Below are 21,740 nucleotides of genomic sequence, written 5' to 3'. Positions count from 1 at the left end.
GTGGGGCGACGTCAGTCGGACAGGGCGTCCGACGCGGCTTCGGCGTCGTCGTGTGACGCGGTCGTGCGGATCAGCGGGTCGCTGGTGCTCGGGCGGCCCGTTTCGACGTGGCCCGCGAAGCGGCGCAGGAAGCCGAGCAGGCGGCCGTCGCTGACGGTCAGGTCATACCAGCCGTGGCTGCCGCGCAAGTCCCAGTAATCGTCGACGTGCGCGCCCGGCGCGAGGTCGAACGTGCGCGCGTGACCGTGGCCGTACGCGTTCGTGACCTTGAGCCGCACGGCCTTGTGGCCGCGGTTCATCAGGCGCAGCGTGATGTTGCCGTTCGCGACGTCGTAGCCGTAGATCACCTCGGGGTTCACGTTCGCACTGCCGACGCCGGTCGCGAACGGGCCGCGGAAATGGCAGTAGAAGCCGTTCGGGCCGTACACGTCGAGGTCGTACAGGCCGAGCGACGCGGCGGCGCTCCACGTATCGGCGACGCGCTTGCCGGCTTCGACCGTGTACGCCCACGGGCCGTCGACGCGGTTGCGCGACTGGACCTGGAACGCGGCGCCCGCCCGGCCCGTGTTCGCGAAGGTCAGCCGGAACTGGCCGTTCGCGGCTTCGACGCGGCCGTGCACGAACAGCTCGTACGGCAGCGCGCGCGCCGGACGCAGCCCGGCTTCCTGTTTCGGCAGCTTCTGCAGCACCGGCGGCACCGGGATGTAGTCGGGATGGCGCACGCGGTCGGGCGGCGCGTAGCCGCTCGTGTCGGGGAGCGTCGGCCACGCGGCGTCCGCGGTCGCGAACTCGAACGCCGACGTCAGGTCGCCGCACACCGCGCGCCGCCACGGCGACACGTTGGCGGCCGTGACCGGATACTGCGCGCCGAAGCGCGCCTCGATGAACTGCAGCAGCGACGTGTGATCGAAGGTCTGCGAGCAGACCCAGCCGCCCTTGCTCCACGGCGACACGACGAGCATCGGCACGCGCGGCCCGAGCCCGTACGGGCCGGCCATGTGCGATGCGTCGCCGGCGAACACCTCGTTGGTCGTCGCGACCGTCGACAGCCCGTTCTCGCGCGACTGCGGCGCGAACGGCGGCGGCACATGATCGAAGAAGCCGTCGTTTTCGTCATACGTGATGAAGAGCGCGGTCTTGCTCCATACGTCCGGATTCGACACGAGCACCTTCAGCACCTGCTCGATGTACCACGCGCCGTAGTTCGCGGGCCAGTTCGGGTGCTCGGAATACGCTTCCGGCGCGCAGATCCACGATACCTGCGGCAGCGTGCCGTTCTTCACGTCCTGCTGCAGCACGTCGAACAGCGTGCCGCCGGCGCTGATGTTGGTGCCGGTGCGCGCCTTGTCGTACAGCGGCGTGCCGGGCAGCGCGGTGCGGTACTGGTTGAAGTAGAGCAGCGAGTTGTCGCCGTAGTTGCCGATGTACGGGTTTTGCGTCCAGCCCCACGAGCCGTTCGCGTCGAGCCCCGTGCCGACGTCCTGGTAGATCTTCCACGACACGCCGGCCTGTTCGAGCACTTCCGGATAGGTCGTCCAGGCGTAGCCTTTTTCCTCGTTGCCGAGCACCGGGCCGCCGCCCGTGCCGTCGTTGCCGACGTAGCCGGTCCACATGTAGTAGCGGTTCGGGTCGGTCGAGCTGGGGATCGCGCAGTGGTACGCGTCGCAGATCGTGAACGCGTCGGCGAGCTGGTAGTGGAACGGGATGTCGTCGCGCTTCAGGTACGCCATCGTCGTGGTGCCCTTGTTCGGCACCCACTGGTCGTAGCGGCCCTTGTTCCAGGCGGCGTGCATGTCCTGCCAGCCGTGCGGCAGGTCCTGCAGGAACTGCAGCCCGAGCTTGTCGGCGCCCGGGTGGAACGGCAGCAGTTCGGCCGGGCCGACCGGCTGGTGAAACACCGACTTGCCGTTCGCGAGGCGCAGCGGGCGCGGGTCGCCGAAGCCTCGGACACCGCGCATCGTGCCGAAGTAGTGGTCGAACGAGCGGTTCTCCTGCATCAGGATCACGATGTGTTCGATGTCGCGGATCGTGCCGGTACGGCGGTTCGCGGGAATCGCGAGCGCATCGCGGATCACGGGCGGAAACAGGTTCAGCGCGGCGGCGCCGGCGGTGCCGGCGGCGACGCGCAGGAAGTCACGACGGTTCGATCGGGTCATGGTCGTTATCGTGGGGTAAAGAGGGAGCCGATTGGCGGGACCTGCGGGAACGGCGCGCACCGGGTCGCAGGATGCGGCTGCGCCGGTGCGTGCCGCCGCGAGCATAGCGAGGAATCGGTGTCATTCATGTGAAGTCCGGAAACGTTTGCACGCGTGGGCCGGGTTGCGGCGGGCGGTGCGCCGTCGCCCGGACCGGGGGGAAGCGGTGATGGGTGAGGCGGGGGGCGGGAGGCACGGTGGAGCGGGGAACGGCGGGGGCAGCGGGAACGGCGGGAATAGCGGGAATAGCGGGAACGGCGGGGGGCAGCGCGAGAAAAGCGGGAGGCAACGAAGGAATTGCGGGACAGCGCGGGGCAGCAGAGTGGCGGCAACGGGCAGCCGCGGCGAGGATGGCGATGCGCACGCGTCAGGCGTCGGTCACCCACGCGCCGAACCATTCGCTCGGCCGCGCGATCTCGTCCTGCGCGGCGACGAGCTCGAGCTCGTAGCGGCGCGCATCGTAGGTGGCCTTCACGACCGCGTGCACGGCCGCGAGCGTGTGCTCGAACGCGGCGCGCACCGAGTCGCCGCGCAGCCGGCACGCGACGAAGATCGCGCTGGTCAGGTCGCCGACGCCGACCGGATGGCGCGGAAACGCATACAGCGGCCGCTGGCCGATCCACGCCTCGGTTTCGGTGACGGCGAGCATGTTGAAGCGGTCGGCCGGGCTGTTGCGGTCGTGCAGGTGCTTGACGAGGATGATCTTCGGGCCGCGGCGGATCAGCGCGCGGCACGCGTCGACGGCTTCCGCGACGGTCTCGATGCGCCGCCCGGCGAGCTTCTGCAGTTCGGTGTGGTTCGGCGACATGCCGTCCGCGAGCGCGGGCATCTCCTGGACGATGAATTCCTCGACGCCGGGCTCGGGCCGGACGCCGCCCGTCTGGCCCATCGCCGGATCGCAGAAATACCACGCGTTCGGATTCATCGCTTTCACCGAGCGCACGATGTCGACCGCCGCGCGCGCCTGCGGCGGCGAGCCGAGGAAGCCGGACAGCACCGCGTCGCAACGCTTGAGCGCGCCGATGGCGGCGATGCCGTCGATGAGCTGTTCCATCTTCGCGGCATCGATCGCGCTGCCGGCCCAGTGGCCGTACTGCATGTGATTCGACAACTGGACGGTGTTGAGCGGCCAGACGTTGATGCCGAGACGCTGCATCGGGAACACGGCCGCACTGTTGCCGGCATGGCCGTAGATGACGTGCGACTGAATGCTGAGGACGTTTTTCATGGGAATTCGCCTGCACGCGTTTCAGGGTCACGTCACACGATACCCGAGTTCGTCAACCGCGCGGAAGTCGCGCGGCTCCGGGTGTTGCGCGCCGTCGTCACGCGAGCGCGTAGAATCGCGGGGCGCGATGCAGCCCCGTTGCGGCCCGGCTGCCCGCGCGCGTCTCCAATCACCGTGATCGCCATGCTTTCGATTTGCAAGATGTTGTCTGTCGCACGTGCCGCCGTACTGGGCGCGGGTATCGCCGCCGCGTGCGCGATGCCGGTTGCGGCCACCGCCGCGACGCCCGCGGCCAACGACGGGCCCGCGTACGGCCCGCGCCTCGAAGGGTTCGCGTATCCGGCGCCCGTGCACGAATATGCGTTCGTGTCGCAGCGCGAAACCCTCGAGATGGCGTACCTCGACGTGCAGCCCGCGCACCCGAACGGCCGCACCGTCGTGCTGCTGCACGGCAAGAACTTCTGCGCGGCGACCTGGGAGGACACGATCGGCGTGCTGAGCCGCGCCGGCTATCGCGTGATCGCGCCGGACCAGATCGGCTTCTGCAAGTCGTCGAAGCCCGAGCGCTACCAGTACAGCTTCCAGCAACTCGCGCGCAACACGCACGCGCTGCTCGAATCGGTCGGCGTGAAATCGGCGACGATTATCGGCCACTCGACGGGCGGGATGCTCGCGGTCCGCTACGCGCTGATGTATCCGAAGGCGACCGACCAGCTCGTGCTCGTGAACCCGATCGGCCTCGAGGACTGGAAGGCGCTCGGCGTGCCGCCGCTGTCGGTCGACTACTGGTATGCGCGCGAACTGAAGACCAACGCCGACGGCATCCGCCGCTACGAGCAGGCGACCTACTACGCGGGCAAGTGGGCGCCGTCGTACGAGCGCTGGGTGCAGATGCTCGCCGGGATGTATCGCGGCGCAGGCCGCGATGCGGTCGCGTGGAACTCCGCGCTGATCTACGACATGATCCTCACGCAGCCGGTGGTCTACGAATTCGGCGCGATCCGCGTGCCGACGCTGCTGATGATCGGCGACAAGGACACGACCGCGATCGGCAAGGACGTCGCGCCGCCCGACGTGCACGCGAAGCTCGGCCGCTATCCGGAGCTCGCGAAGCGCACGCAGGCCGCGATTCCCGGCGCGCAGCTCGTCGAATTCCCGGCGCTCGGACACGCGCCGCAGATCCAGGACCCGGACGCGTTCCACAAGGCGCTGCTCGACGGACTGGAGGCCGTGCGCCCGCAGTGAGGCTGGGCAGGCGGCCGGCCGCGCGCGGTCGTGCCGTCAGCTTGCCTCGTTCGCGAGCTCGTCGCGAATCTGCGCGGTCAGCTCGAACGAGCGCAGCCGCGCCGCATGATCGTAGATCTGCGCGGTGATGATCAGCTCGTCGGCGCCCGTCTGCGCGATCCGGTCGCGCAGCTTGTCGCGCACCGTGTCGCGCGAGCCGACCGCCGCGAACGACAGCGAATGCGCGACGGTCGCCAGTTCGAGCTCGTTCGCCTCGAGCACGTCGACGGGCGGCGGCAGCTTGCCCGGCGTGCCGCGCCGCAGGTTGATGAACTGCTGCTGCAGCGACGTGAACAGGCGCCGCGCCTCGTCGTCGGTCTCGGCCGCGAACACGTTGACGCCGACCATCGCATGCGGCTTCGGCCACGCGGCCGACGGCCGGTACTGCGCGCGATAGATCTCGAGCGCGCGCATCAGGTAATCCGGCGCGAAGTGCGACGCGAACGCGAACGGCAGCCCCAGCATCGCCGCGAGCTGCGCGCTGAACAGGCTCGAACCGAGCAGCCACACCGGGACGTCGAGCCCGGCGCCGGGCACCGCCCGCACGCGCTGGCCCGGTACCGGCTCCGCGAAGTAGCGCTGCAGCTCCGCGACGTCGTCCGGAAACGAATCGGCACTGCCGATCAGGTCGCGGCGCAGCGCGCGCGACGTGGTCTGGTCGGTGCCGGGCGCGCGGCCGAGGCCCAAGTCGATGCGCCCCGGATACAGCGACGCGAGCGTGCCGAACTGCTCGGCAATCACGAGCGGCGCATGGTTCGGCAGCATGATGCCGCCCGAGCCGACCCGGATCGTCTGCGTGGCGCCCGCGACGTGGCCGATCACGACGGCGGTGGCCGCACTCGCGATCCCCGGCATGTTGTGATGCTCGGCCAGCCAGTAACGCCGGTAGCCCCAGCGCTCCGCGTGCTGCGCGAGATCGACGGTGTTGCGGAACGCCTGGGAGGCGTCGGCGCCGGCCGGAATGGGGGCGAGATCGAGTACGGAAAACGGTGTCATCGGAAGGCCTTCGGAACGGGGTGGCGTGGTGATGCGCTGACGCAACAAACGTCACGAATTTTGCCAAAGGGTTCCGGAACGTGCTGGCGGCGCGCGGATACCCATGCGCCTTACAGGGGTGCAGGGTTGCTTACGACGATCGTTGCGAAAATCAAGCTAATCGCTGATTAATTACGAAACTTTACGGCGATTGGAAGTGAAACCGCATCGACGTACAAATTTGCACGAAACGTTTGATTTTAAAGACTGCAATACGCCTGCAAAGTACTTACGCTAACGTGAACGTGGCCGGGCCGATCGGGTCCGTCGACCGCTCAGCTTTGCCGGAATTGCACTAGTCCGTTTCTCGAAGCGCCGAGCGCGGGGGGCCGCGGACTGCTAAAATCCGGCGCCTGCCCATCTTGTGCCGATGGAGCCATTCGAGTCTTCCCGCATGCCGTCCGGGCGCTGCGCGGGGATACGCCACGCGAAGCCGGGCATGGCCGAACCCGAACGACGGGTCGTGCCTCCCCCATTACAGACGCTGCTGGAACAAGGAGTCGGGTCGTGCCCGCGTTCGTCGTTGTCGGAAAACCGCATCACGCTCAATCACGCTCAAGCGTTGGCCATGGCGCCCAGGTCGCCGGGAGACGTCGCGCATGACGCCCACCGCCACGCTGCTCGACTGGCTCCTGATCGCATTCACGCTGGCCGCGGCCGGCTATGCGCTCGTCGCGGCCTTCGCGCCGCGGCCGCGCACGCCGCGCACGGCCGCGCGCGACGGCTTCGAGCCGGTCAGCGTGCTCAAGCCGCTGTGCGGCGCGGAGCCGCACCTGTACGAAAACCTCGCGACCTTCTGCGTGCAGCGCCACCCGCGCCATGAGGTGCTGTTCGGCGTCGCATCGTCGGCCGATCCGGCGATCGCCGTCGTCGAGCGGCTGCGCGCCGATCATCCGGAATGCGACATCACGCTCGTGATCGACGCGCGCGTGCACGGCAAGAACCTGAAGGTCAGCAACCTGATCAATCTCGCCGCGCGCGCGAAATACGGCCGCATCGTGATCGCGGACAGCGACATCGCGGTGCAGCCCGACTATCTGGAGCGCGTGACGGCGCCGCTCGCCGACGCGTCGGTCGGGGTCGTCACGTGCCTGTATCATGCGCGCAGCGTCGGCGGCTTCTGGACGCGGATCGGCGCGCAGTTCGTCGACGCGTGGTTCGCGCCGTCGGTGCGGATCACGCACCTCGGCCGCTCGAGCCGCTTCGGCTTCGGCGCGACGCTCGCGCTCACGCGCGACACGCTCGACCGGATCGGCGGCCTCTTCGCGCTGAAGGACGAGCTGGCCGACGATTTCTGGCTGGCCGAGCTGCCGCGCCGCCTCGGGCGGCGCACCGTGCTGTCCGAGGTCGAGGTCGCGACCGACGTGATCGAACCGTCGTTCGGGCCGTTGTGGCACCGCGAGACGCGCTGGCTGCGCACGATCCGTTCGCTGAATCCGGCCGGTTTCGCGTTCCTGTTCATTACGTTTACCGTGCCGTGGCTCGCGATCGGCGCGGCGCTCGCGTTGCGCCTCGACGGCACCTTCGCCGGCACGCTGGCGGGCGGGGCGGCCGCGGTCGGCGCGTTCGGGCGGCTCGTGCTGCATGCGCGCGGCGAGGACGGCTGGCGCGCGTTCTGGCGCGACCTGCCGCTCGTCGCGGTGCGCGACACGCTGCTCGCGCTCGAGTGGCTCGCGGCCGCGTTCGGCACGCACGTCGTGTGGCGCGGCGCCAGGATGACGGTCGTCGGCGGCGAACGCGCGCCGGCGGCCGTGGAAGCAGTGGACGGCCGCTAGGGCCGTCGATCGAACCCGGCCCGCGGGCCGAGACGCGTCGCACGGCGAAGCCGCGCGGCGCGACATGACAGAGAGGCGGGCGCCGGCACGGCGGCCCGCGGTTTTTTGACTGAATCGTTGTGACGAAACGAACTATGCAGGCTACCGGAGCATTCATGAAAACGCTGTTCTTGCAGGCCCCTTCGTATGACGGCTTCGACGGCGGAGCCGGCTCGCGCTATCAGGCGAAGCGCGAAATCCGTTCCTTCTGGTATCCGACCTGGCTCGCGCAGCCGGCCGCGCTCGTGCCGGGCAGCCGCGTCGTCGACGCGCCGGCCGACGGCCTGTCGGTCGAGGAGACGCTGAAGATCGCCAACGACTACGATCTCGTGATCATCCACACGAGCACGCCGTCGTTCCCGACCGACGCGATGTTCGCGCAGGATCTGAAGAAGATGAAGCCGTCGATGCTCGTCGGCATGGTGGGCGCGAAGGTGATGGTCGATCCGCACAACTCGCTCACGGCGAGCGAGGCGATCGACTTCGTGTGCCGCGAGGAATTCGACTACACCTGCAAGGAAATCGCCGAAGGCAAGCCGTTCCCCGAGATCAAGGGCCTGAGCTGGCGCGCGAAGGACGGCTCGATCGAGCACAACGAAGCGCGGCCGATCCTCGAGAACATGGACGAACTGCCGTTCGTCGCGCCCGTCTACAAGCGCGACCTGAAGATCGACAACTACTTCATCGGCTACCTGAACTATCCGTACGTGTCGATCTACACGGGCCGCGGCTGCAAGTCGCGCTGCACGTTCTGCCTGTGGCCGCAGACGGTCAGCGGCCATCGCTACCGCACGCGCTCGGTCGAGAACGTGCTCGCGGAAGCGAAGTGGATCCGCGACAACATGCCGGAAGTGAAGGAACTGATGTTCGACGACGATACCTTCACCGACGACCTGCCGCGCGCCGAAGCCATCGCCGTCGGGCTCGGCAAGCTCGGCATCACGTGGTCGTGCAACGCGAAGGCCAACGTGCCGTACAAGTCGCTGAAGATCATGAAGGAAAACGGCCTGCGCCTGCTGCTGGTCGGCTTCGAATCGGGCGACGACCAGATCCTCGTGAACATCAAGAAGGGCGTGCGCACCGATTTCGCGCGCCGCTTCAGCGCGGACTGCAAGAAGCTCGGCATCAAGATCCACGGCACCTTCATCCTCGGCCTGCCGGGCGAGACGCAGGAGACGATCAAGAAGACGATCGAGTACGCGAAGGAAATCAACCCGCACACGATCCAGGTCTCGCTCGCCGCGCCGTATCCGGGCACGACGCTGTACAAGCAGGCCGTCGAAAACGGCTGGATGGAAGAGAACAAGACCATCAACCTGGTGAGCAAGGAAGGCGTGCAGCTCGCAGCGATCGGCTATGCGCACCTGTCGCGCGACGAGATCTATCACCATCTCGAGCAGTTCTATCGCCAGTTCTACTTCCGTCCGTCGAAGATCTGGGAAATCGTGCGCGAGATGCTGACGAGCTGGGACATGATGAAGCGTCGCCTGCGCGAAGGCGTCGAGTTCTTCCGCTTCCTGCGCGCGCACGAGGCCTGATCCGTGGCGACGCAGCGGGCGGCGCGGGCGCTGATCTTCACCGCGGACGACTTCGGGCTGCACCCGCGCGTCAACGCGGCGGTCGAGCGCGCGCACCGCGACGGCGTGCTGAACGCCGCCAGCCTGATGGTCGGCGCACCCGCCGCGCAGGATGCGATCGAACGCGCGCGGCGGCTGCCGTCGCTCGCGGTCGGCCTGCATCTGGTGCTCGCGGATGGCCCGGCCACGCTGCCCGCGCATGAGATTCCCGCGCTCGTCGGCCGCGACGGGCGCTTCGGCGACGCGATGGCGAAGGATGGCTGTCGCTTCTTCTTCCTGCCGCACGTGCGCGCGCAGTTGCGCCGCGAAATCCGCGCGCAGTTCGACGCGTTCGCGGCGAGCGGCCTGCCGCTCGATCATGTGAACGCGCACAAGCATTTCCACCTGCATCCGACCGTGCTGTCGATGATCGTCGAGATCGGCCGCGACTACGGGCTGCGCGCGGTGCGGCTGCCGTACGAAACGAGCGCGCCGGCGCTGCTCAAGCCGTGGATCGCGCTGGTGCGCGCGCGGCTCGACCGCGCGGGGCTCGCGCACAACGACTACGTGGTCGGCATCGCGCACACGGGCGCGATGGACGAGGCCGTGCTGCTCGATGCGCTCGCGAAGCTGCCGCCGGGCGTCGGCGAGATCTACTGCCATCCGGCCGAAGCCGGCGACGGCCCGATCACGCCGACGATGGCCGGCTACCGTCCGGTCGACGAACTGCATGCGCTGCTGTCGCCGCGCGTCGCGGCCGCGCTGAAGGCGGCGGGCGTCGCGACTGGCGGCTTTGCCGACGTGTTCGGCGGGCCCGCGGCACGGCGCGGCGCGCACGCGTCGCGCGCACCGGGAGCGCAGCCGTCATGAGCAAGTGGATCAAGTGGCTCGGCTGGCCGATCGGCATCGGCATCCTGCTCGCGCTGGGGCTGCACGAAGGCGTCGGCGACGTGTCGCAGATGCTCGCGCGCGCCGGCTACGCGCTGCTGTGGCTCGTGCCGTTCCACGCGCTGCCGCTGCTGCTCGATGCATACGCATGGCATCAGTTGCTCGACCGGCGCGCGTCGCTGCCGTTCCTGTGGTGGATCGCGACCGTGCGCGAGGCCGTGAACCGGCTGCTGCCCGTGGTCGGGATCGGCGGCGAGATCGTCGGCATCCGGCTCGCGCGCTGGCAGGTGCCCGACGCGAGCCGTGTGACCGCGTCGGTGATCGTCGAGGTGCTCGTGACGATCGTCGTCCAGTATGCGTTCGCGGCGCTCGGCCTCGTGCTGCTGCTCGCGACGACCGACAACATGGGCGGCGGCACGATCGGTCTCGCGCTGCTGCTGACGCTGCCGTTGCCGGTGCTCGGCGTCGTGCTGATGCGGCGCGGCGGCATCTTCCACGCGATCGAGCGTTTCGCGGGCCGCCTGCTCGGCGATTCGCACCGGCTGCTGCAGGGCGTCGACGGCCGCCGGCTCGACGCCGACATCGATTCGCTGATGTCGCGCACGGGCCTGCTGTTCAGCGCGTTCTTCTGGCAACTGGCCGGTTACGTGCTCGGCGCGCTCGAGATCTACTGGGCGCTCGCGCTGCTCGGCCACCCGGTGTCGATCGGCGGCGCGATCGCGATCGAGGCGATGACGCAGGCGGTGCGGCATGCGGCGTTCATGGTGCCGGGCGGGCTCGGCGTGCAGGAGGCGACCGTCGTGCTGCTCGCGCAGATGTTCGGCGTCGACCGCGAGACGGCGCTGTCGCTCGCGGTGGTCAAGCGCGGCCGCGAGGTGCTGTTCGGCTGCCTCGCGCTCGGCTCGTGGCAGCTTGCCGAGCTGGTGCGCACGCGCCGCCGTCTGGGCGCGCCGCCGGCCGGGCCGCGCCCGGCGCCGCCGGCGAACCGGGCGTCCGAAGCCCGGACCGAAACCGAAACGACGCATTGAACACGAGACGGGCTGCACGGCTCGTCTCGCGCTTTTGGCGCCGCGCGGGTATCCTTGCCGCGTGTTTTCTCCACGCGCCATTCTTCCGATGATTTTCCGTTTCCGGCTGCTTCCCGTGACGATGCTGGCCGCCGCGCTGGCGCTGACCGGTTGCGACGACCAGGGCCATCTCGACGTGCAACGTATCAGGGACTTCTTCAACGCGATCAAGCCCGCGCCGCTGCTGCTGAAGGGGCTGAAGGTCGGCGAATCGACCGAGGCCGACGTGCGCGGCACGATGGGCAAGCCCGACACCGAGCGCACGTTCACCGATGGCTCGAAGCGTCTCGAATATCCGCGCGGCCCGATGGGCAACCAGACCTGGTTCGTCGATCTCGATGCGAACGGGCGCTACACGGGCGCGACGCAGGTGCTGACCGCCGAGAATTTCGCGAAAGTGCGCCCGGGGATGGACGAGGACGAGGTGCGGCGCCTGCTCGGCAAGCCCGGCGACATCGCGCAATATCCGCTGAAGCCCGAGACGGTCTGGAGCTGGCGCTGGCTCGAGGACGGCGTCAACACCGACGCGTTCTTCAACGTCCATTTCGGCCCGGACGGGCTCGTCTACACGACTTCGCGCTCCGACATCCTGAAAGGGCGGTGACCTTCACGCGCGGCGCTTCTTCAGCCAGTCGCGCAGCGCGTCGTTCATGCGCGTCTGCCAGCCGGGGCCGTCGGCCCGAAACGCGGCGAGGATGTCGGCGTCGTAGCGGATGCTGACCTGTTCCTTCGGGTGCTCGAGCTTCGGGCGCCCGAATTTCTTCGCGACGACCTCGACGAATGGCGCCATCGCATCGATTTCTTCGTCGCTGAGTTCATGGGCGTCCGGATCGGCGGCGATGCCGCGCGCGATCGCCGCTTCTTCCTCGGGCGTGTTGCGTATGAATTTAACCGCCTTCTTCATATCGACTCATCTCTCGGTTGTTGGCTTTTCGCAGGCTGACGATACGCAGCGCGCGGCCGCGCGGGACGACGATCGCCGTGTGAAGGCGCGCGCCGATCGGCACCAGACAGACCCAGCGTGTCTCGCCATAGTCGCGACGGACTTCCGGCCACGCGCGCGCCGCTTCCCACTCGGCGAATTCGGCCATTCGCAGCGAGATGCCGTGTTTCAGCCGGTTCGACAGATCCTTGGCATCGTCGAAAACGAACGGAATTTCGACTAATTGTGGATGCGAAAACATGAGGTGGCAAGCAGTTTTTGTGGATGCAAAAAGTCGGAAGCTGCCGCGGGTCGCATCGAATCGGCGCGCATCGCGTCGCGGGCATGAGCGAGCGATTGTGTGACGTAGGCCCGGACCTGCCCATTCGGCCTGACGGCCAGTCCGGCGCTATATCGAAAAAGCGACCGGAAAATTGCAAAAAACCCGCTTCCCGACGTGTCATCCGACTGTCAGGAAGCGGGTTTTTTCCTTTTGAAACAGCGGCGTAGGCCGTGCGCGGAAATGGTGGGACGAATTGTTGCGACGCAGCAACCGCGCGCACTGTGATTTGAGGCAATCAATTTCGCTTGCGACTATCCGCGTCACCCCGGCGCGGGACAGGCAGTCGCGTCGGCATTCATTCAACTCTGGAGACGCGCGTGTTCCTTTACGGCTTTGGTCCCGTCCTCTGGGCCGGCACCGTGCAGACCATCGAGCTGTCGGTGCTGTCGCTCGCCACGGCGGTGGCGCTGGGGCTGATCGGCGCGGTGGCGAAGCTGTCGCACAACCGGGTGCTGCGAGCGATCGCGACCGGTTATACGACGCTGATCCGCTCGGTGCCCGATCTCGTGCTGATGCTGCTGCTGTTCTACAGCATCCAGATCTGGCTGAACCAGTTCACCGACCTCGTCGGCTGGAACCAGATCGACATCGATCCGTTCGTGGCCGGCGTGCTGACGCTTGGCTTCATCTACGGCGCGTACTTCACCGAGACGTTCCGCGGCGCGTTCCTGTCGGTGCCGCGCGGCCAGCTCGAAGCCGGTTCGGCTTACGGGATGAGCGGCGCGCGCGTGTTCGCGCGGATCATGTTTCCGCAGATGATGCGCTTTGCGCTGCCGGGCATCGGCAACAACTGGCAGGTGCTCGTGAAGGCGACCGCGCTGGTGTCGATCATCGGTCTCGCGGACGTCGTGAAGGCCGCGCAGGACGCCGGCAAGAGCACGTTCAACATGTTCTTCTTCATCCTCGTCGCGGCGCTGATCTATCTCGCGATCACGACCGTCTCCAACCTCGTGCTGATCCAGCTCGAGAAGCGTTATTCCATGGGCGTGCGGCACGCAGAACTATGATCGAGATCCTCCAGGAATTCGGCAAGGCGTTCCTTTTCTGGGACGGCCAGCGCCTGTCCGGCCTCGCGGTGACGCTGTGGCTGCTCGTCGCATCGATTTCGCTCGGCTTCGTGTGCGCGGTGCCGCTCGCGGTCGCGCGCGTGTCGCGGAACAAGTGGGTGTCGATGCCGGTGCGGTTCTACACGTACGTGTTCCGCGGCACGCCGCTCTACGTGCAGTTGCTGCTGATGTACACGGGCATGTACAGCCTCGAGTTCGTGCGTTCGCACTCGTTGCTCGACGCGTTCTTCCGCAGCGGTTTCAACTGCGCGATCCTCGCGTTCGCGCTGAACACCTGCGCGTACACCACCGAGATCTTCGCCGGGGCGATCCGCGCGATCCCGCACGGCGAGGTCGAGGCGGCGCGTGCGTACGGGATGTCGCCGTTCACGATGTATCGCCGCGTGATCCTGCCGTCGGCGCTGCGCCGCGCGCTGCCGCTGTACAGCAACGAGGTGATCCTGATGCTACACGCGACGACCGTTGCGTTCACCGCGACCGTGCCGGACATCCTGAAGGTCGCGCGCGACGCCAATTCCGCGACCTACATGGCGTTCCAGTCGTTCGGGATCGCCGCGCTGATCTATCTTGCGGTATCGTTCGCACTCGTCGCGGCGTTTCGCCGCGCGGAGCGCCACTGGCTCGCGTATCTCGCGGCCGCCCGTCATTGAATTACTTCGAGGAGAGCCAGTTGGCCGAGATCACTCAAACGAGCGCGTCCGCTTCCGTCAAGCTTGCCGCGGTCGACATCCACAAGCGCTACGGCGACAACGAGGTGCTCAAGGGCGTGTCGCTGAACGCGAAGGCCGGCGACGTCATCAGCATCATCGGCGCGAGCGGCTCGGGCAAGAGCACGTTCCTGCGCTGCATCAATTTCCTCGAGCGGCCGAATGCGGGGCAGATCGTCGTCGACGGCGAGGCCGTGCGCACGAAGACCGACCGCGCCGGTGCGCTCGAAGTCGCCGATCACAAGCAGTTGCAGCGCATCCGCACGAAGCTCGCGATGGTGTTCCAGCACTTCAACCTGTGGGCGCACATGAACGTGCTCGAGAACGTGATGGAAGCGCCCGTGCACGTGCTCGGCATTTCGAAGAAGGAAGCCGAGGATCGTGCGCGCGAGTACCTGGAGAAGGTCGGTTTGCCGCCGCGCGTCGAGAAGCAGTATCCGTCCCATTTGTCGGGGGGCCAGCAGCAGCGTGTCGCGATTGCGCGGGCGCTGGCGATGCATCCGGACGTGATGCTGTTCGACGAGCCGACGTCCGCGCTCGACCCGGAACTGGTGGGCGAAGTGCTGAAGGTGATGCAGAAGCTGGCGGAGGAAGGGCGCACGATGATCGTCGTCACGCACGAGATGGGTTTCGCGCGCAACGTGTCGAACCACGTGATGTTCCTGCATCAGGGGCGGACCGAGGAAGAGGGCGATCCGAAGGAAGTGCTGGTGCGTCCGCAGAGCGAGCGGCTCAAGCAGTTCCTGTCGGGCAGCCTCAAGTAACGCGACAGGGCAGGCTTCAACGTGGTACCGGTGTCTCGTCCCGCAGGCGCCACCCGCACGACGCAGGTGGCGATCGTTGCATTGCCGCCCGTGTCGATGTCGGGCGTGGGTCCGATCGTCGATGCGCTGAATCTCGCGAACGAGATCGACGGGCGGCTGTTGTACCGCTGGCAGGTGTGTTCGTGGGATGGGCGGCCGGTGCCGCTCGCGGGCGGTGCGCACTGGCATGCCGATGCGGCGTTCAACGATGCGATCGCGTGCGACTGGGTGATCGTCGTATCGGAGCGGTTTCAGCAGTTTGCCGACTATCGGTTGTTTCTCGCGAGTCTCGCGCGGGTCGGGCAGCGTACGCCCGTTGTGACCGGGATTCATCACGGCGTGTGGTGGCTGGCGATGGCGGGGCAGCTTTCCGGGTATCGCGTGAGCGTGAACTGGGAGACGTATCAGCAGTTCGCCGAACAGTTCGAGCGGTCGATCGTCACGCAGCAGATCTTCGAGATCGATCGCGATCGGGCGACCTGTGCCGGTGGGCAGGCGACCGTCGATTTCATGTTGGCCATGATCGGCCGGGAACATGGGGCGGATCTTGCGGAGCGGATTGCCGATGCGCTCGGGGTCGGCGCGCTGCGCAGCGGCGAGGAGCGGCAGAGGATTCCCTTTGTGACTGCTCCGGGGGAGCGGCATCCTCGGCTTAATGACGCGCTGCTTTTGATGGAAGCCAATGTCGAGGATCCTTTGACCACCGATGAGATCGCCGGGCTCGTCGGCGTTTCTCGGAGGCAATTGGAACGGCTCTTTCGACAGTATCTCGGGGCGATGCCCTCCAAGTATTACCTCAATCTTCGGTTGCTCAAGGCTCGGACGCAGTTGCAGCGGACCAGTAAGTCTGTCGTTCAGGTTTCTCTCGCTTGTGGGTTCTCTTCTGCTGCGCATTTCTCTAACGCTTATCGCGAGCGGTTTGGTGTTACGCCTCGGGAGGATCGAAGAGCGTGGCTCGAGAAGCAGACCGGCGGCAGCAGCGAACCTCGCGGGGGAGCGCTCGTCGAGCGCGGGAAGGATTGAGGTTGGGTTTTGACTTGCTTTGTTTGGTGGTCCGCCCGCGGTTGGCGTGAAGCACCTGTGATCGTGTCGGTATATTAGCGTCGCCCCTCCGCGGGGCAGCGGTCACTTTTCTTTGTCTTGCCAAAGAAAAGTAACCAAAAGAAAGGCGCTCAGATAACGCATGACTTACCGGTGCCATAGCCAGCAGAGTGGCCACCATCTAAGTGTCCGCGCCAGTCAGGAACCCGGAGTGGTTCGAGCAATGGTTCTGACATCTCTCGCTACCCCACGGAGTGGTATACCGTCCGCTAGCTCCATCCTCGCTACGCTCGGCTGCAAGGTACTTCAGGGCGGGCGGTTGCATTCGTGCTTCCTGCATCAGCCGTCGACTGCCAGGCACTCTTTCTGCTCTCCACATTTGTGTGAGCAGATCGTTTGATCATTGGTGTCTTCGCGAGACGATGTGTTTGCGTCCCCCATTTTTCTCGCGGACAGAGAAGCGAATTCCCCGTTTATCGAAAGTACGTTGAGGGGTGGTATCGGTATTGGTTGGGATGGACCTGTCGGCCGAGCGAAGCGAGGACGGAGCTAGGGGGCGGTATACCGCTCTGTTGTGTAGGCAGTGGTGTCAGAACCATTGCTCGAACCACTCCGGGCTCGTGACTGGCGCGGACACTTTTGTGCGATCCACTCTGTTGGCGATGGCACCGGGAAGTCATGCGATATCTGCGCGCCTTTCTTTTGGTTACTTTTCTTTGGCAAGACAAAGAAAAGTGACCGCTGCCCCGCGGAGGGGCGACGCTAATATACCGACACGATTACAGGTGCTTCACGACACGGCAGGCAGGCAAACCCCCAAGCCAGACCCCCAAAAACCACCGTCAAAACCCAAACCTTCCGACAGAACCCGTCGCAATTCCGCAAGACGCTTGCGTCACCCTTCCCTAAACTTGATCCTGTTGAACCCTCTTACGAAACCGAAAGGAACGACCATGACGACCTCGACCGTGACCCGCCAGACATTCGACGAAGTGATGGTGCCGGTATTCTCTCCCGCCCCGTTCGTGCCGGATCGCGCAGAGGGCTCCCGCGTGTGGGACACGGCCGGCCGCGAGTACATCGATTTCGCCTGCGGCATCGCGGTAACGTCGCTCGGCCACGGCCACCCCGAACTGCTGAAAGTCCTCGACGAACAAGGCCGCAAGCTCTGGCACATCGGCAACGGCTACACGAACGAGCCGGTGCTGCGCCTCGCGAAGCGCCTCGAATCGCTGACCTTCGCCGATCGCGCCTTCTTCGCGAACTCGGGCGCGGAAGCGAACGAAGCCGCACTGAAGCTCGCGCGCCGCGTCGCGTTCGACCGCCACGGCGCGGACAAATTCGAAATCGTGTCGTTCGTCCAGTCGTTCCACGGCCGCACGTTCTTCACGGTCAGCGTCGGCGGCCAGCCGAAGTACTCGGAAGGCTTCGGCCCCGTGCCGGAAGGCATCAAGCACCTGCCGTACAACGACATCGAAGCCGCGAAGGCCGCGATCGGCCCGAAAACCTGCGCCGTGATCGTCGAGCCGGTGCAAGGCGAAGGTGGCGTGATCCCGGCCGATCCGGCCTTCCTGAAGGCGCTGCGCGAAGCGTGCGACGCCAACGACGCACTGCTGATTTTCGATGAAGTGCAAACGGGCGTGGGCCGCACCGGCCAGTTCTACGCCTACATGGACACGGGCGTCACGCCGGACATCCTCACCACCGCAAAGGCGCTCGGCAACGGCTTCCCGATCGGCGCGATGCTGACGACGAACGAACTGGCCGCCCACTTCAAGGTCGGCGTGCACGGCACGACGTACGGCGGCAACCCGCTCGCATCGGCGATCGCGGACAAGGTCGTCGAACTGATCGGCGACCCGGCGCTGCTCGAAGGCGTGCGCGAACGCAGCGTGCGCCTGAAGGGCGCGCTCGAACGCATCAACGCGCGCTTCGGCATCTTCAAGGACATCCGCGGCAAGGGTCTGCTGGTCGGCGCCGAACTCACCGCCGCATTCGACGGCCGCGCGAAGGACTTCGTCACGGCCGCCGCCGAGAACGGGCTGATCATGCTGATCGCCGGCCCGAACGTGCTGCGCTTCGTCCCGTCGCTGGTGATCCCGTTCGACCTGCTCGACGAAGGCGTGAAGCGCTTCGAGAAAGCAGTCGAGCAGGTGCTCGCGGCCCAGGAAGCCACCGCGCGCTGATCGGCGCGCCCATCGCAGACAGGAACGACGATGCTATTTGTTCGACCCGGCAAACTCACGGATCTCGATGCGCTCGCGCACATGGCGCGCACCGCGCAGCCGGTCCTGCACTCGCTGCCGCACGACCGCGCGGCGCTCGAAGCGCGTGTGGCGCTCTCCGAGGATTCGTTTCGCGCGGACGTCGACTTCGCCGGCGAGGAGTTCTACCTCTTCGTGCTCGAGGATTCGTCGACCGGCAAGCTGCTCGGCACGGCGAGCATCGTGGCCGCGGCCGGCTACTCGGAACCGTTCTACGCGTTCCGCAACGACGCGCTGATCCACGCGTCGCGCGAGCTGCACGTGAACCGCAAGATCCACGCGCTCACGATGTCGCACGAGCTGACCGGCAAGAGCCGGCTCGCGGGCTTCTACGTCGATCCGTCGCTGCGCGGCGACGCGGCCGCACACCTGATCTCGCGCGCCCGGATGATGTACATCGCCGCGAACCGCCGCCGCTTCACGCCGGAAGTGTTCACGCTGCTGCTCGGCGTGAGCGACGGCAACGGCGCGTCGCCGTTCTGGGAAGCGGTGGGCCGCAAGTTCTTCGGCCGCGACTTCACCGACGTCGACATCGCGTCGGGCGGCCGCAGCCGCACGTTCATCGCGGAAGTGATGCCGGCCTATCCGCTGTACGTGCCGCTGTTGCCGGAAGCCGCTCAGCGCGTGCTCGGCGAGCCGAACGAAACGGCATTGCTCGCGTACGACATCCATCTCGAGGAAGGCTTCGAGCCTGACCGCTTCGTCGACATCTTCGACGCGGGCCCGGTGCTGACCGCGCAGGTCGACCGTACCGCGTGCGTGAAGCACGGCGCGGAGCGCGTCGTACGCGAGGCCGCGCATCAGCAGGGCGACGTCGCGTACATGGTGTCGACGGGCAGTGGCGAATCGTTCCGCTGCGTGCTGGTCGACCTGCCGGGCGATACGGCCGATGCGCGGAGCACCGAGGCGCCGCTCGCCGGCGACGTGCGCGCGGCGCTCGATGTGAAGGAAGGCGATGTCGTGCGCTGCGTGCCGCTGCATCGCCGCGACGATGAAGATTTGAAGGGAGACGCAGCATGATCGTCGTTCGGGTCGTACAAACGGGCGACGTCGACGCGCTCGTGTCGCTCGCGCAGGAAACCGGGCCGGGCCTGACCACGTTCAAGCCCGACCGCGACGCGCTCGCCGCGCGCATCGAACGCTCGCGCCGCACGCTCGAAGGCAACGCGGCGCCGGGCGAAGCCGGCTACTTCTTCGTGATGGAAGAGTCGAAGACGGGCGACATCGCGGGCGTGTGCGGAATCGAGACGCAGGTCGGCCTCGAGCAGCCGTTCTACAACTATCGCGTGAGCACGGTCGTGCACGCGAGCCAGGAGCTCGGCGTGTGGACGCGGATGTCCGCGCTGAACATCTCGCACGACCTGACGGGCTACGCGGAAGTGTGCTCGCTGTTCCTGAGCCCGCGCTATCGCACGGGCGGCGTCGGCGGCCTGCTGTCGCGCTCGCGCTTCATGTTCATCGCGCAATTCCGCGACCGCTTCCCGGAACGCATCTGCGCGGAACTGCGCGGCCACTTCGACGAGGACGGCACGTCGCCGTTCTGGCGCGCGGTCGGTTCGCACTTCTACCAGATCGATTTCAACGCGGCCGATTACCTCAGCTCGCACGGCCGCAAGTCGTTCCTCGCGGAACTGATGCCGCGCTATCCGGTGTACGTCGACCTGCTGCCGCAGGACGCGCAGGACGCAGTCGGCCTCACGCACCGCGACACGCTGCCGGCGCGCAAGATGCTCGAGGCGGAAGGGCTGCGTTACCAGAATCACGTCGACATCTTCGACGCGGGCCCGGTGCTCGAATGCCACGTGAACGACTTGCGCACGGTGCGCGAGAGCGTCGTCGTGCCGGTTGCGATCGGCGTGCCGGATGCAACGGATAACGCACCCAGGTCGCTCGTGTCGAACACGTCGCTCGGCGATTTCCGCGTCGGCGTCGCGCCGGGCGTGGTCGCGAACGGTTCGTTCGTGCTGTCGGCCGACGATGCCGCCGCGCTCGACGTGAAGGCCGGCGATCCGGTCCGCGTGCTGCCGCTCAAAGTCAAACAGGGATAAACGAATCATGACGGAACTCTTCATCGACGGCGCCTGGGTCGCAGGCTCGGGCCCCGTCTTCGCTTCGCGCAACCCGGGCACCGACGAAATCGCGTGGCAGGGCGGCAGCGCGTCGGCGGCGGACGTCGACCGCGCGGTTGCGAGCGCGCGCCGCGCATTCGCCGGCTGGTCGGCGCTCGACTTCGAAGCGCGCTGCGAGATCGCCAAGCGCTTCGCGTCGCTGCTCACCGAGCGCAAGGAAGCGATCGCGACCGCGATCGGCCGCGAGACGGGCAAGCCGCTGTGGGAAGCGCGCACCGAAGTCGCCGCGATGGCCGCGAAGGTCGGCATCTCGATCCAGGCGTACCAGGAACGCACCGGCGAGAAGCGCCAGGACATGGCCGACGGCGTCGCGGTGCTGCGCCACCGCCCGCATGGTGTCGTCGCCGTGTTCGGCCCGTACAACTTCCCCGGCCACTTGCCGAACGGCCATATCGTGCCGGCGCTGATCGCCGGCAACACGGTGGTGTTCAAGCCGTCGGAGCTTGCGCCGGGCGTTGCGCGCGCAACGGTCGAGGTGTGGCGCGAAGCCGGGCTGCCGGCCGGCGTGCTGAACCTCGTGCAGGGCGAGAAGGACACGGGCATCGCGCTCGCGAATCACCGCCAGATCGACGGGCTGTTCTTCACCGGCAGCTCGGATACCGGCACGCTGCTGCACAGGCAGTTCGGCGGCCGTCCGGAAATCGTGCTCGCGCTCGAGATGGGCGGCAACAACCCGCTCGTGATCGGCGAAGTCGAGGACATCGACGCGGCCGTGCATCACACGATCCAGTCGGCGTTCCTGTCGGCCGGCCAGCGCTGCACGTGCGCACGCCGCATCTTCGTGCCGCAGGGCGCGTTCGGCGACCGCTTCCTCGCGCGCTTCGTCGACGTCACGTCGAAGATCACGGCCGACGTGTTCGACGCCGACCCGCAGCCGTTCATGGGCGCGGTGATCTCGGCGCGCGCGGCGGCGAAGCTGGTCGATGCGCAGTCGCGCCTGGTCGAGCAGGGCGCGAAGCCGATCATCGCGATGACGCAGCGCGATCCGCGCCTCGGCTTCGTGAACGCGGCGATCGTCGACGTGACGGGCGTCGCGAACCTGCCCGACGAAGAGCATTTCGGCCCGCTCGCGCAGATCGTCCGCTACGCGACGTTCGACGAAGCGATCGAGCGCGCGAACGACACGGCGTTCGGCCTGTCCGCCGGGCTGCTCGCCGATGACGAGAACGCATGGACGCACTTCCGCCGCACGATCCGCGCCGGGATCGTCAACTGGAACCGGCCGACCAACGGCGCATCGTCCGCCGCGCCGTTCGGCGGCACGGGCCGCTCGGGCAACCATCGGCCGAGCGCGTACTACGCGGCCGACTATTGCGCGTACCCGATGGCGTCGGTGGAAAGCACGCAACTGACCTTGCCCGCGAGCCTGTCGCCGGGCCTGCATTTCTGATCGAGGG

Annotated in this window: 19 protein-coding genes and 1 pseudogene; 15 read left to right on the top strand and 5 right to left on the bottom strand. The window is 67.1% G+C overall.

The annotated features are described in order from the left end of the window. Positions 1-11: 11 nt before the first annotated feature. Positions 12-2,156, bottom strand: coding sequence for a phospholipase C, phosphocholine-specific (locus HWX14_RS05555; RefSeq protein ID WP_175881877.1), 2,145 nt, complete (start codon positions 2,154-2,156; stop codon positions 12-14). 406 nt (positions 2,157-2,562) lie between these two features. Then, positions 2,563-3,423, bottom strand: a complete 861-nt coding sequence (gene pdxY / locus HWX14_RS05550; RefSeq protein WP_175881876.1) for a pyridoxal kinase PdxY — start codon at positions 3,421-3,423, stop codon at positions 2,563-2,565. A 183-nt stretch (positions 3,424-3,606) separates the two neighbouring features. Here pdxY and HWX14_RS05545 point away from each other — a divergent pair, with 183 nt between their 5' ends. Next, positions 3,607-4,668, top strand: coding sequence for an alpha/beta hydrolase (locus tag HWX14_RS05545; RefSeq protein WP_175881875.1), 1,062 nt, complete (start codon positions 3,607-3,609; stop codon positions 4,666-4,668). A gap of 36 nt (positions 4,669-4,704) precedes the next feature. Here HWX14_RS05545 and HWX14_RS05540 read toward each other — a convergent pair whose 3' ends face one another. Then, positions 4,705-5,703: an LLM class flavin-dependent oxidoreductase gene (locus HWX14_RS05540; protein WP_175881874.1), complete on the bottom strand. Its 999-nt coding sequence runs from the start codon at positions 5,701-5,703 to the stop codon at positions 4,705-4,707. 638 nt (positions 5,704-6,341) lie between these two features. Between HWX14_RS05540 and hpnI the strand changes: the two genes are divergently transcribed. The 5 genes from hpnI to HWX14_RS05515 all read left to right on the top strand — a co-directional run bounded on the left by hpnI (position 6,342) and on the right by HWX14_RS05515 (position 11,671). Beyond that, complete coding sequence (gene hpnI, locus HWX14_RS05535; RefSeq protein ID WP_175881873.1) at positions 6,342-7,517, top strand: bacteriohopanetetrol glucosamine biosynthesis glycosyltransferase HpnI; 1,176 nt, start codon at positions 6,342-6,344, stop codon at positions 7,515-7,517. Between the two features lie 155 nt (positions 7,518-7,672). After that, positions 7,673-9,094, top strand: coding sequence for a hopanoid biosynthesis associated radical SAM protein HpnJ (gene hpnJ / locus HWX14_RS05530; protein WP_175881872.1), 1,422 nt, complete (start codon positions 7,673-7,675; stop codon positions 9,092-9,094). A 3-nt stretch (positions 9,095-9,097) separates the two neighbouring features. Beyond that, positions 9,098-9,982: a hopanoid biosynthesis-associated protein HpnK gene (gene hpnK / locus HWX14_RS05525; RefSeq protein WP_175881871.1), complete on the top strand. Its 885-nt coding sequence runs from the start codon at positions 9,098-9,100 to the stop codon at positions 9,980-9,982. Next, positions 9,979-11,028 (top strand): lysylphosphatidylglycerol synthase domain-containing protein, encoded by a 1,050-nt coding sequence (locus tag HWX14_RS05520; protein ID WP_175881870.1) that lies wholly within the window; start codon positions 9,979-9,981, stop codon positions 11,026-11,028. Before hpnK ends, HWX14_RS05520 begins: the two co-directional genes overlap by 4 nt. An 88-nt stretch (positions 11,029-11,116) precedes the next feature. Next, complete coding sequence (locus tag HWX14_RS05515; RefSeq protein ID WP_175881869.1) at positions 11,117-11,671, top strand: hypothetical protein; 555 nt, start codon at positions 11,117-11,119, stop codon at positions 11,669-11,671. 3 nt (positions 11,672-11,674) lie between these two features. Here the strand turns inward: HWX14_RS05515 and HWX14_RS05510 are convergent, their stop codons facing one another. Together HWX14_RS05510 and HWX14_RS05505 are read right to left on the bottom strand one after the other, a co-directional pair. Next, a complete protein-coding gene (locus HWX14_RS05510) occupies positions 11,675-11,971 on the bottom strand; it encodes a BrnA antitoxin family protein (RefSeq protein WP_175881868.1) in 297 nt (98 codons plus the stop codon). After that, on the bottom strand, positions 11,955-12,251 hold the full coding sequence (locus tag HWX14_RS05505; RefSeq protein ID WP_175881867.1) for a BrnT family toxin: 297 nt from the start codon (positions 12,249-12,251) through the stop codon (positions 11,955-11,957). The genes HWX14_RS05510 and HWX14_RS05505 overlap by 17 nt, the downstream gene beginning before the upstream one ends. 398 nt (positions 12,252-12,649) lie before the next feature. Here HWX14_RS05505 and hisQ point away from each other — a divergent pair, with 398 nt between their 5' ends. The 9 genes and pseudogenes from hisQ to astD all read left to right on the top strand — a co-directional run bounded on the left by hisQ (position 12,650) and on the right by astD (position 21,733). Then, complete coding sequence (hisQ, locus tag HWX14_RS05500) at positions 12,650-13,339, top strand: histidine ABC transporter permease HisQ (protein ID WP_012328180.1); 690 nt, start codon at positions 12,650-12,652, stop codon at positions 13,337-13,339. Further along, complete coding sequence (locus tag HWX14_RS05495; protein WP_006476443.1) at positions 13,336-14,049, top strand: ABC transporter permease; 714 nt, start codon at positions 13,336-13,338, stop codon at positions 14,047-14,049. The genes hisQ and HWX14_RS05495 overlap by 4 nt, the downstream gene beginning before the upstream one ends. A 20-nt stretch (positions 14,050-14,069) precedes the next feature. Then, positions 14,070-14,870, top strand: coding sequence for an ATP-binding cassette domain-containing protein (locus HWX14_RS05490; RefSeq protein WP_006476442.1), 801 nt, complete (start codon positions 14,070-14,072; stop codon positions 14,868-14,870). 21 nt (positions 14,871-14,891) lie between these two features. Continuing rightward, positions 14,892-15,932 carry a GlxA family transcriptional regulator gene (locus HWX14_RS05485; protein WP_175881866.1) on the top strand — a complete coding sequence of 347 codons (1,041 nt, stop codon included), beginning with the start codon at positions 14,892-14,894 and terminating at the stop codon, positions 15,930-15,932. A gap of 78 nt (positions 15,933-16,010) precedes the next feature. Continuing rightward, positions 16,011-16,082 (top strand): annotated as a pseudogene (locus HWX14_RS36865) (ion transporter); the annotation flags it as partial. 821 nt (positions 16,083-16,903) lie between these two features. Next, positions 16,904-18,136: an aspartate aminotransferase family protein gene (locus HWX14_RS05480; protein WP_175881865.1), complete on the top strand. Its 1,233-nt coding sequence runs from the start codon at positions 16,904-16,906 to the stop codon at positions 18,134-18,136. A 30-nt stretch (positions 18,137-18,166) separates the two neighbouring features. Beyond that, positions 18,167-19,234, top strand: a complete 1,068-nt coding sequence (gene aruF / locus HWX14_RS05475) for an arginine/ornithine succinyltransferase subunit alpha (protein WP_175881864.1) — start codon at positions 18,167-18,169, stop codon at positions 19,232-19,234. Beyond that, entirely contained in the window at positions 19,231-20,262 is a 1,032-nt protein-coding gene (gene astA, locus HWX14_RS05470) for an arginine N-succinyltransferase (RefSeq protein WP_175881863.1), read from the top strand. The genes aruF and astA overlap by 4 nt, the downstream gene beginning before the upstream one ends. Before the next feature lie 7 nt (positions 20,263-20,269). Continuing rightward, positions 20,270-21,733 carry a succinylglutamate-semialdehyde dehydrogenase gene (gene astD / locus HWX14_RS05465; protein ID WP_175881862.1) on the top strand — a complete coding sequence of 488 codons (1,464 nt, stop codon included), beginning with the start codon at positions 20,270-20,272 and terminating at the stop codon, positions 21,731-21,733. Positions 21,734-21,740: the final 7 nt, after the last annotated feature.

It is taken from the genome of Burkholderia sp. BCC0044, assembly GCF_902832955.1.
In the GTDB taxonomy this organism is placed as follows: Bacteria; Pseudomonadota; Gammaproteobacteria; order Burkholderiales; family Burkholderiaceae; genus Burkholderia.
Note: the sequence above shows the minus strand (reverse complement) of the source record. Positions and strands in the feature narration are given on the sequence as shown.

What these genes read in the sequence shown, in the direction of transcription:
- HWX14_RS05495 (WP_006476443.1), top strand. Translation starts at nt 13,336, where the DNA reads ATGATCGAGATCCTCCAGGAATTCGGCAAGGCGTTCCTTTTCTGGGAC.
- HWX14_RS05555 (WP_175881877.1), bottom strand. Translation starts at nt 2,156, where the DNA reads ATGACCCGATCGAACCGTCGTGACTTCCTGCGCGTCGCCGCCGGCACC.
- hpnI (WP_175881873.1), top strand. Translation starts at nt 6,342, where the DNA reads ATGACGCCCACCGCCACGCTGCTCGACTGGCTCCTGATCGCATTCACG.
- hpnJ (WP_175881872.1), top strand. Translation starts at nt 7,673, where the DNA reads ATGAAAACGCTGTTCTTGCAGGCCCCTTCGTATGACGGCTTCGACGGC.
- pdxY (WP_175881876.1), bottom strand. Translation starts at nt 3,423, where the DNA reads ATGAAAAACGTCCTCAGCATTCAGTCGCACGTCATCTACGGCCATGCC.
- aruF (WP_175881864.1), top strand. Translation starts at nt 18,167, where the DNA reads ATGCTATTTGTTCGACCCGGCAAACTCACGGATCTCGATGCGCTCGCG.
- astD (WP_175881862.1), top strand. Translation starts at nt 20,270, where the DNA reads ATGACGGAACTCTTCATCGACGGCGCCTGGGTCGCAGGCTCGGGCCCC.
- HWX14_RS05520 (WP_175881870.1), top strand. Translation starts at nt 9,979, where the DNA reads ATGAGCAAGTGGATCAAGTGGCTCGGCTGGCCGATCGGCATCGGCATC.
- HWX14_RS05515 (WP_175881869.1), top strand. Translation starts at nt 11,117, where the DNA reads ATGATTTTCCGTTTCCGGCTGCTTCCCGTGACGATGCTGGCCGCCGCG.
- HWX14_RS05480 (WP_175881865.1), top strand. Translation starts at nt 16,904, where the DNA reads ATGACGACCTCGACCGTGACCCGCCAGACATTCGACGAAGTGATGGTG.
- HWX14_RS05505 (WP_175881867.1), bottom strand. Translation starts at nt 12,251, where the DNA reads ATGTTTTCGCATCCACAATTAGTCGAAATTCCGTTCGTTTTCGACGAT.
- HWX14_RS05510 (WP_175881868.1), bottom strand. Translation starts at nt 11,971, where the DNA reads ATGAAGAAGGCGGTTAAATTCATACGCAACACGCCCGAGGAAGAAGCG.
- HWX14_RS05545 (WP_175881875.1), top strand. Translation starts at nt 3,607, where the DNA reads ATGCTTTCGATTTGCAAGATGTTGTCTGTCGCACGTGCCGCCGTACTG.
- HWX14_RS05540 (WP_175881874.1), bottom strand. Translation starts at nt 5,703, where the DNA reads ATGACACCGTTTTCCGTACTCGATCTCGCCCCCATTCCGGCCGGCGCC.
- astA (WP_175881863.1), top strand. Translation starts at nt 19,231, where the DNA reads ATGATCGTCGTTCGGGTCGTACAAACGGGCGACGTCGACGCGCTCGTG.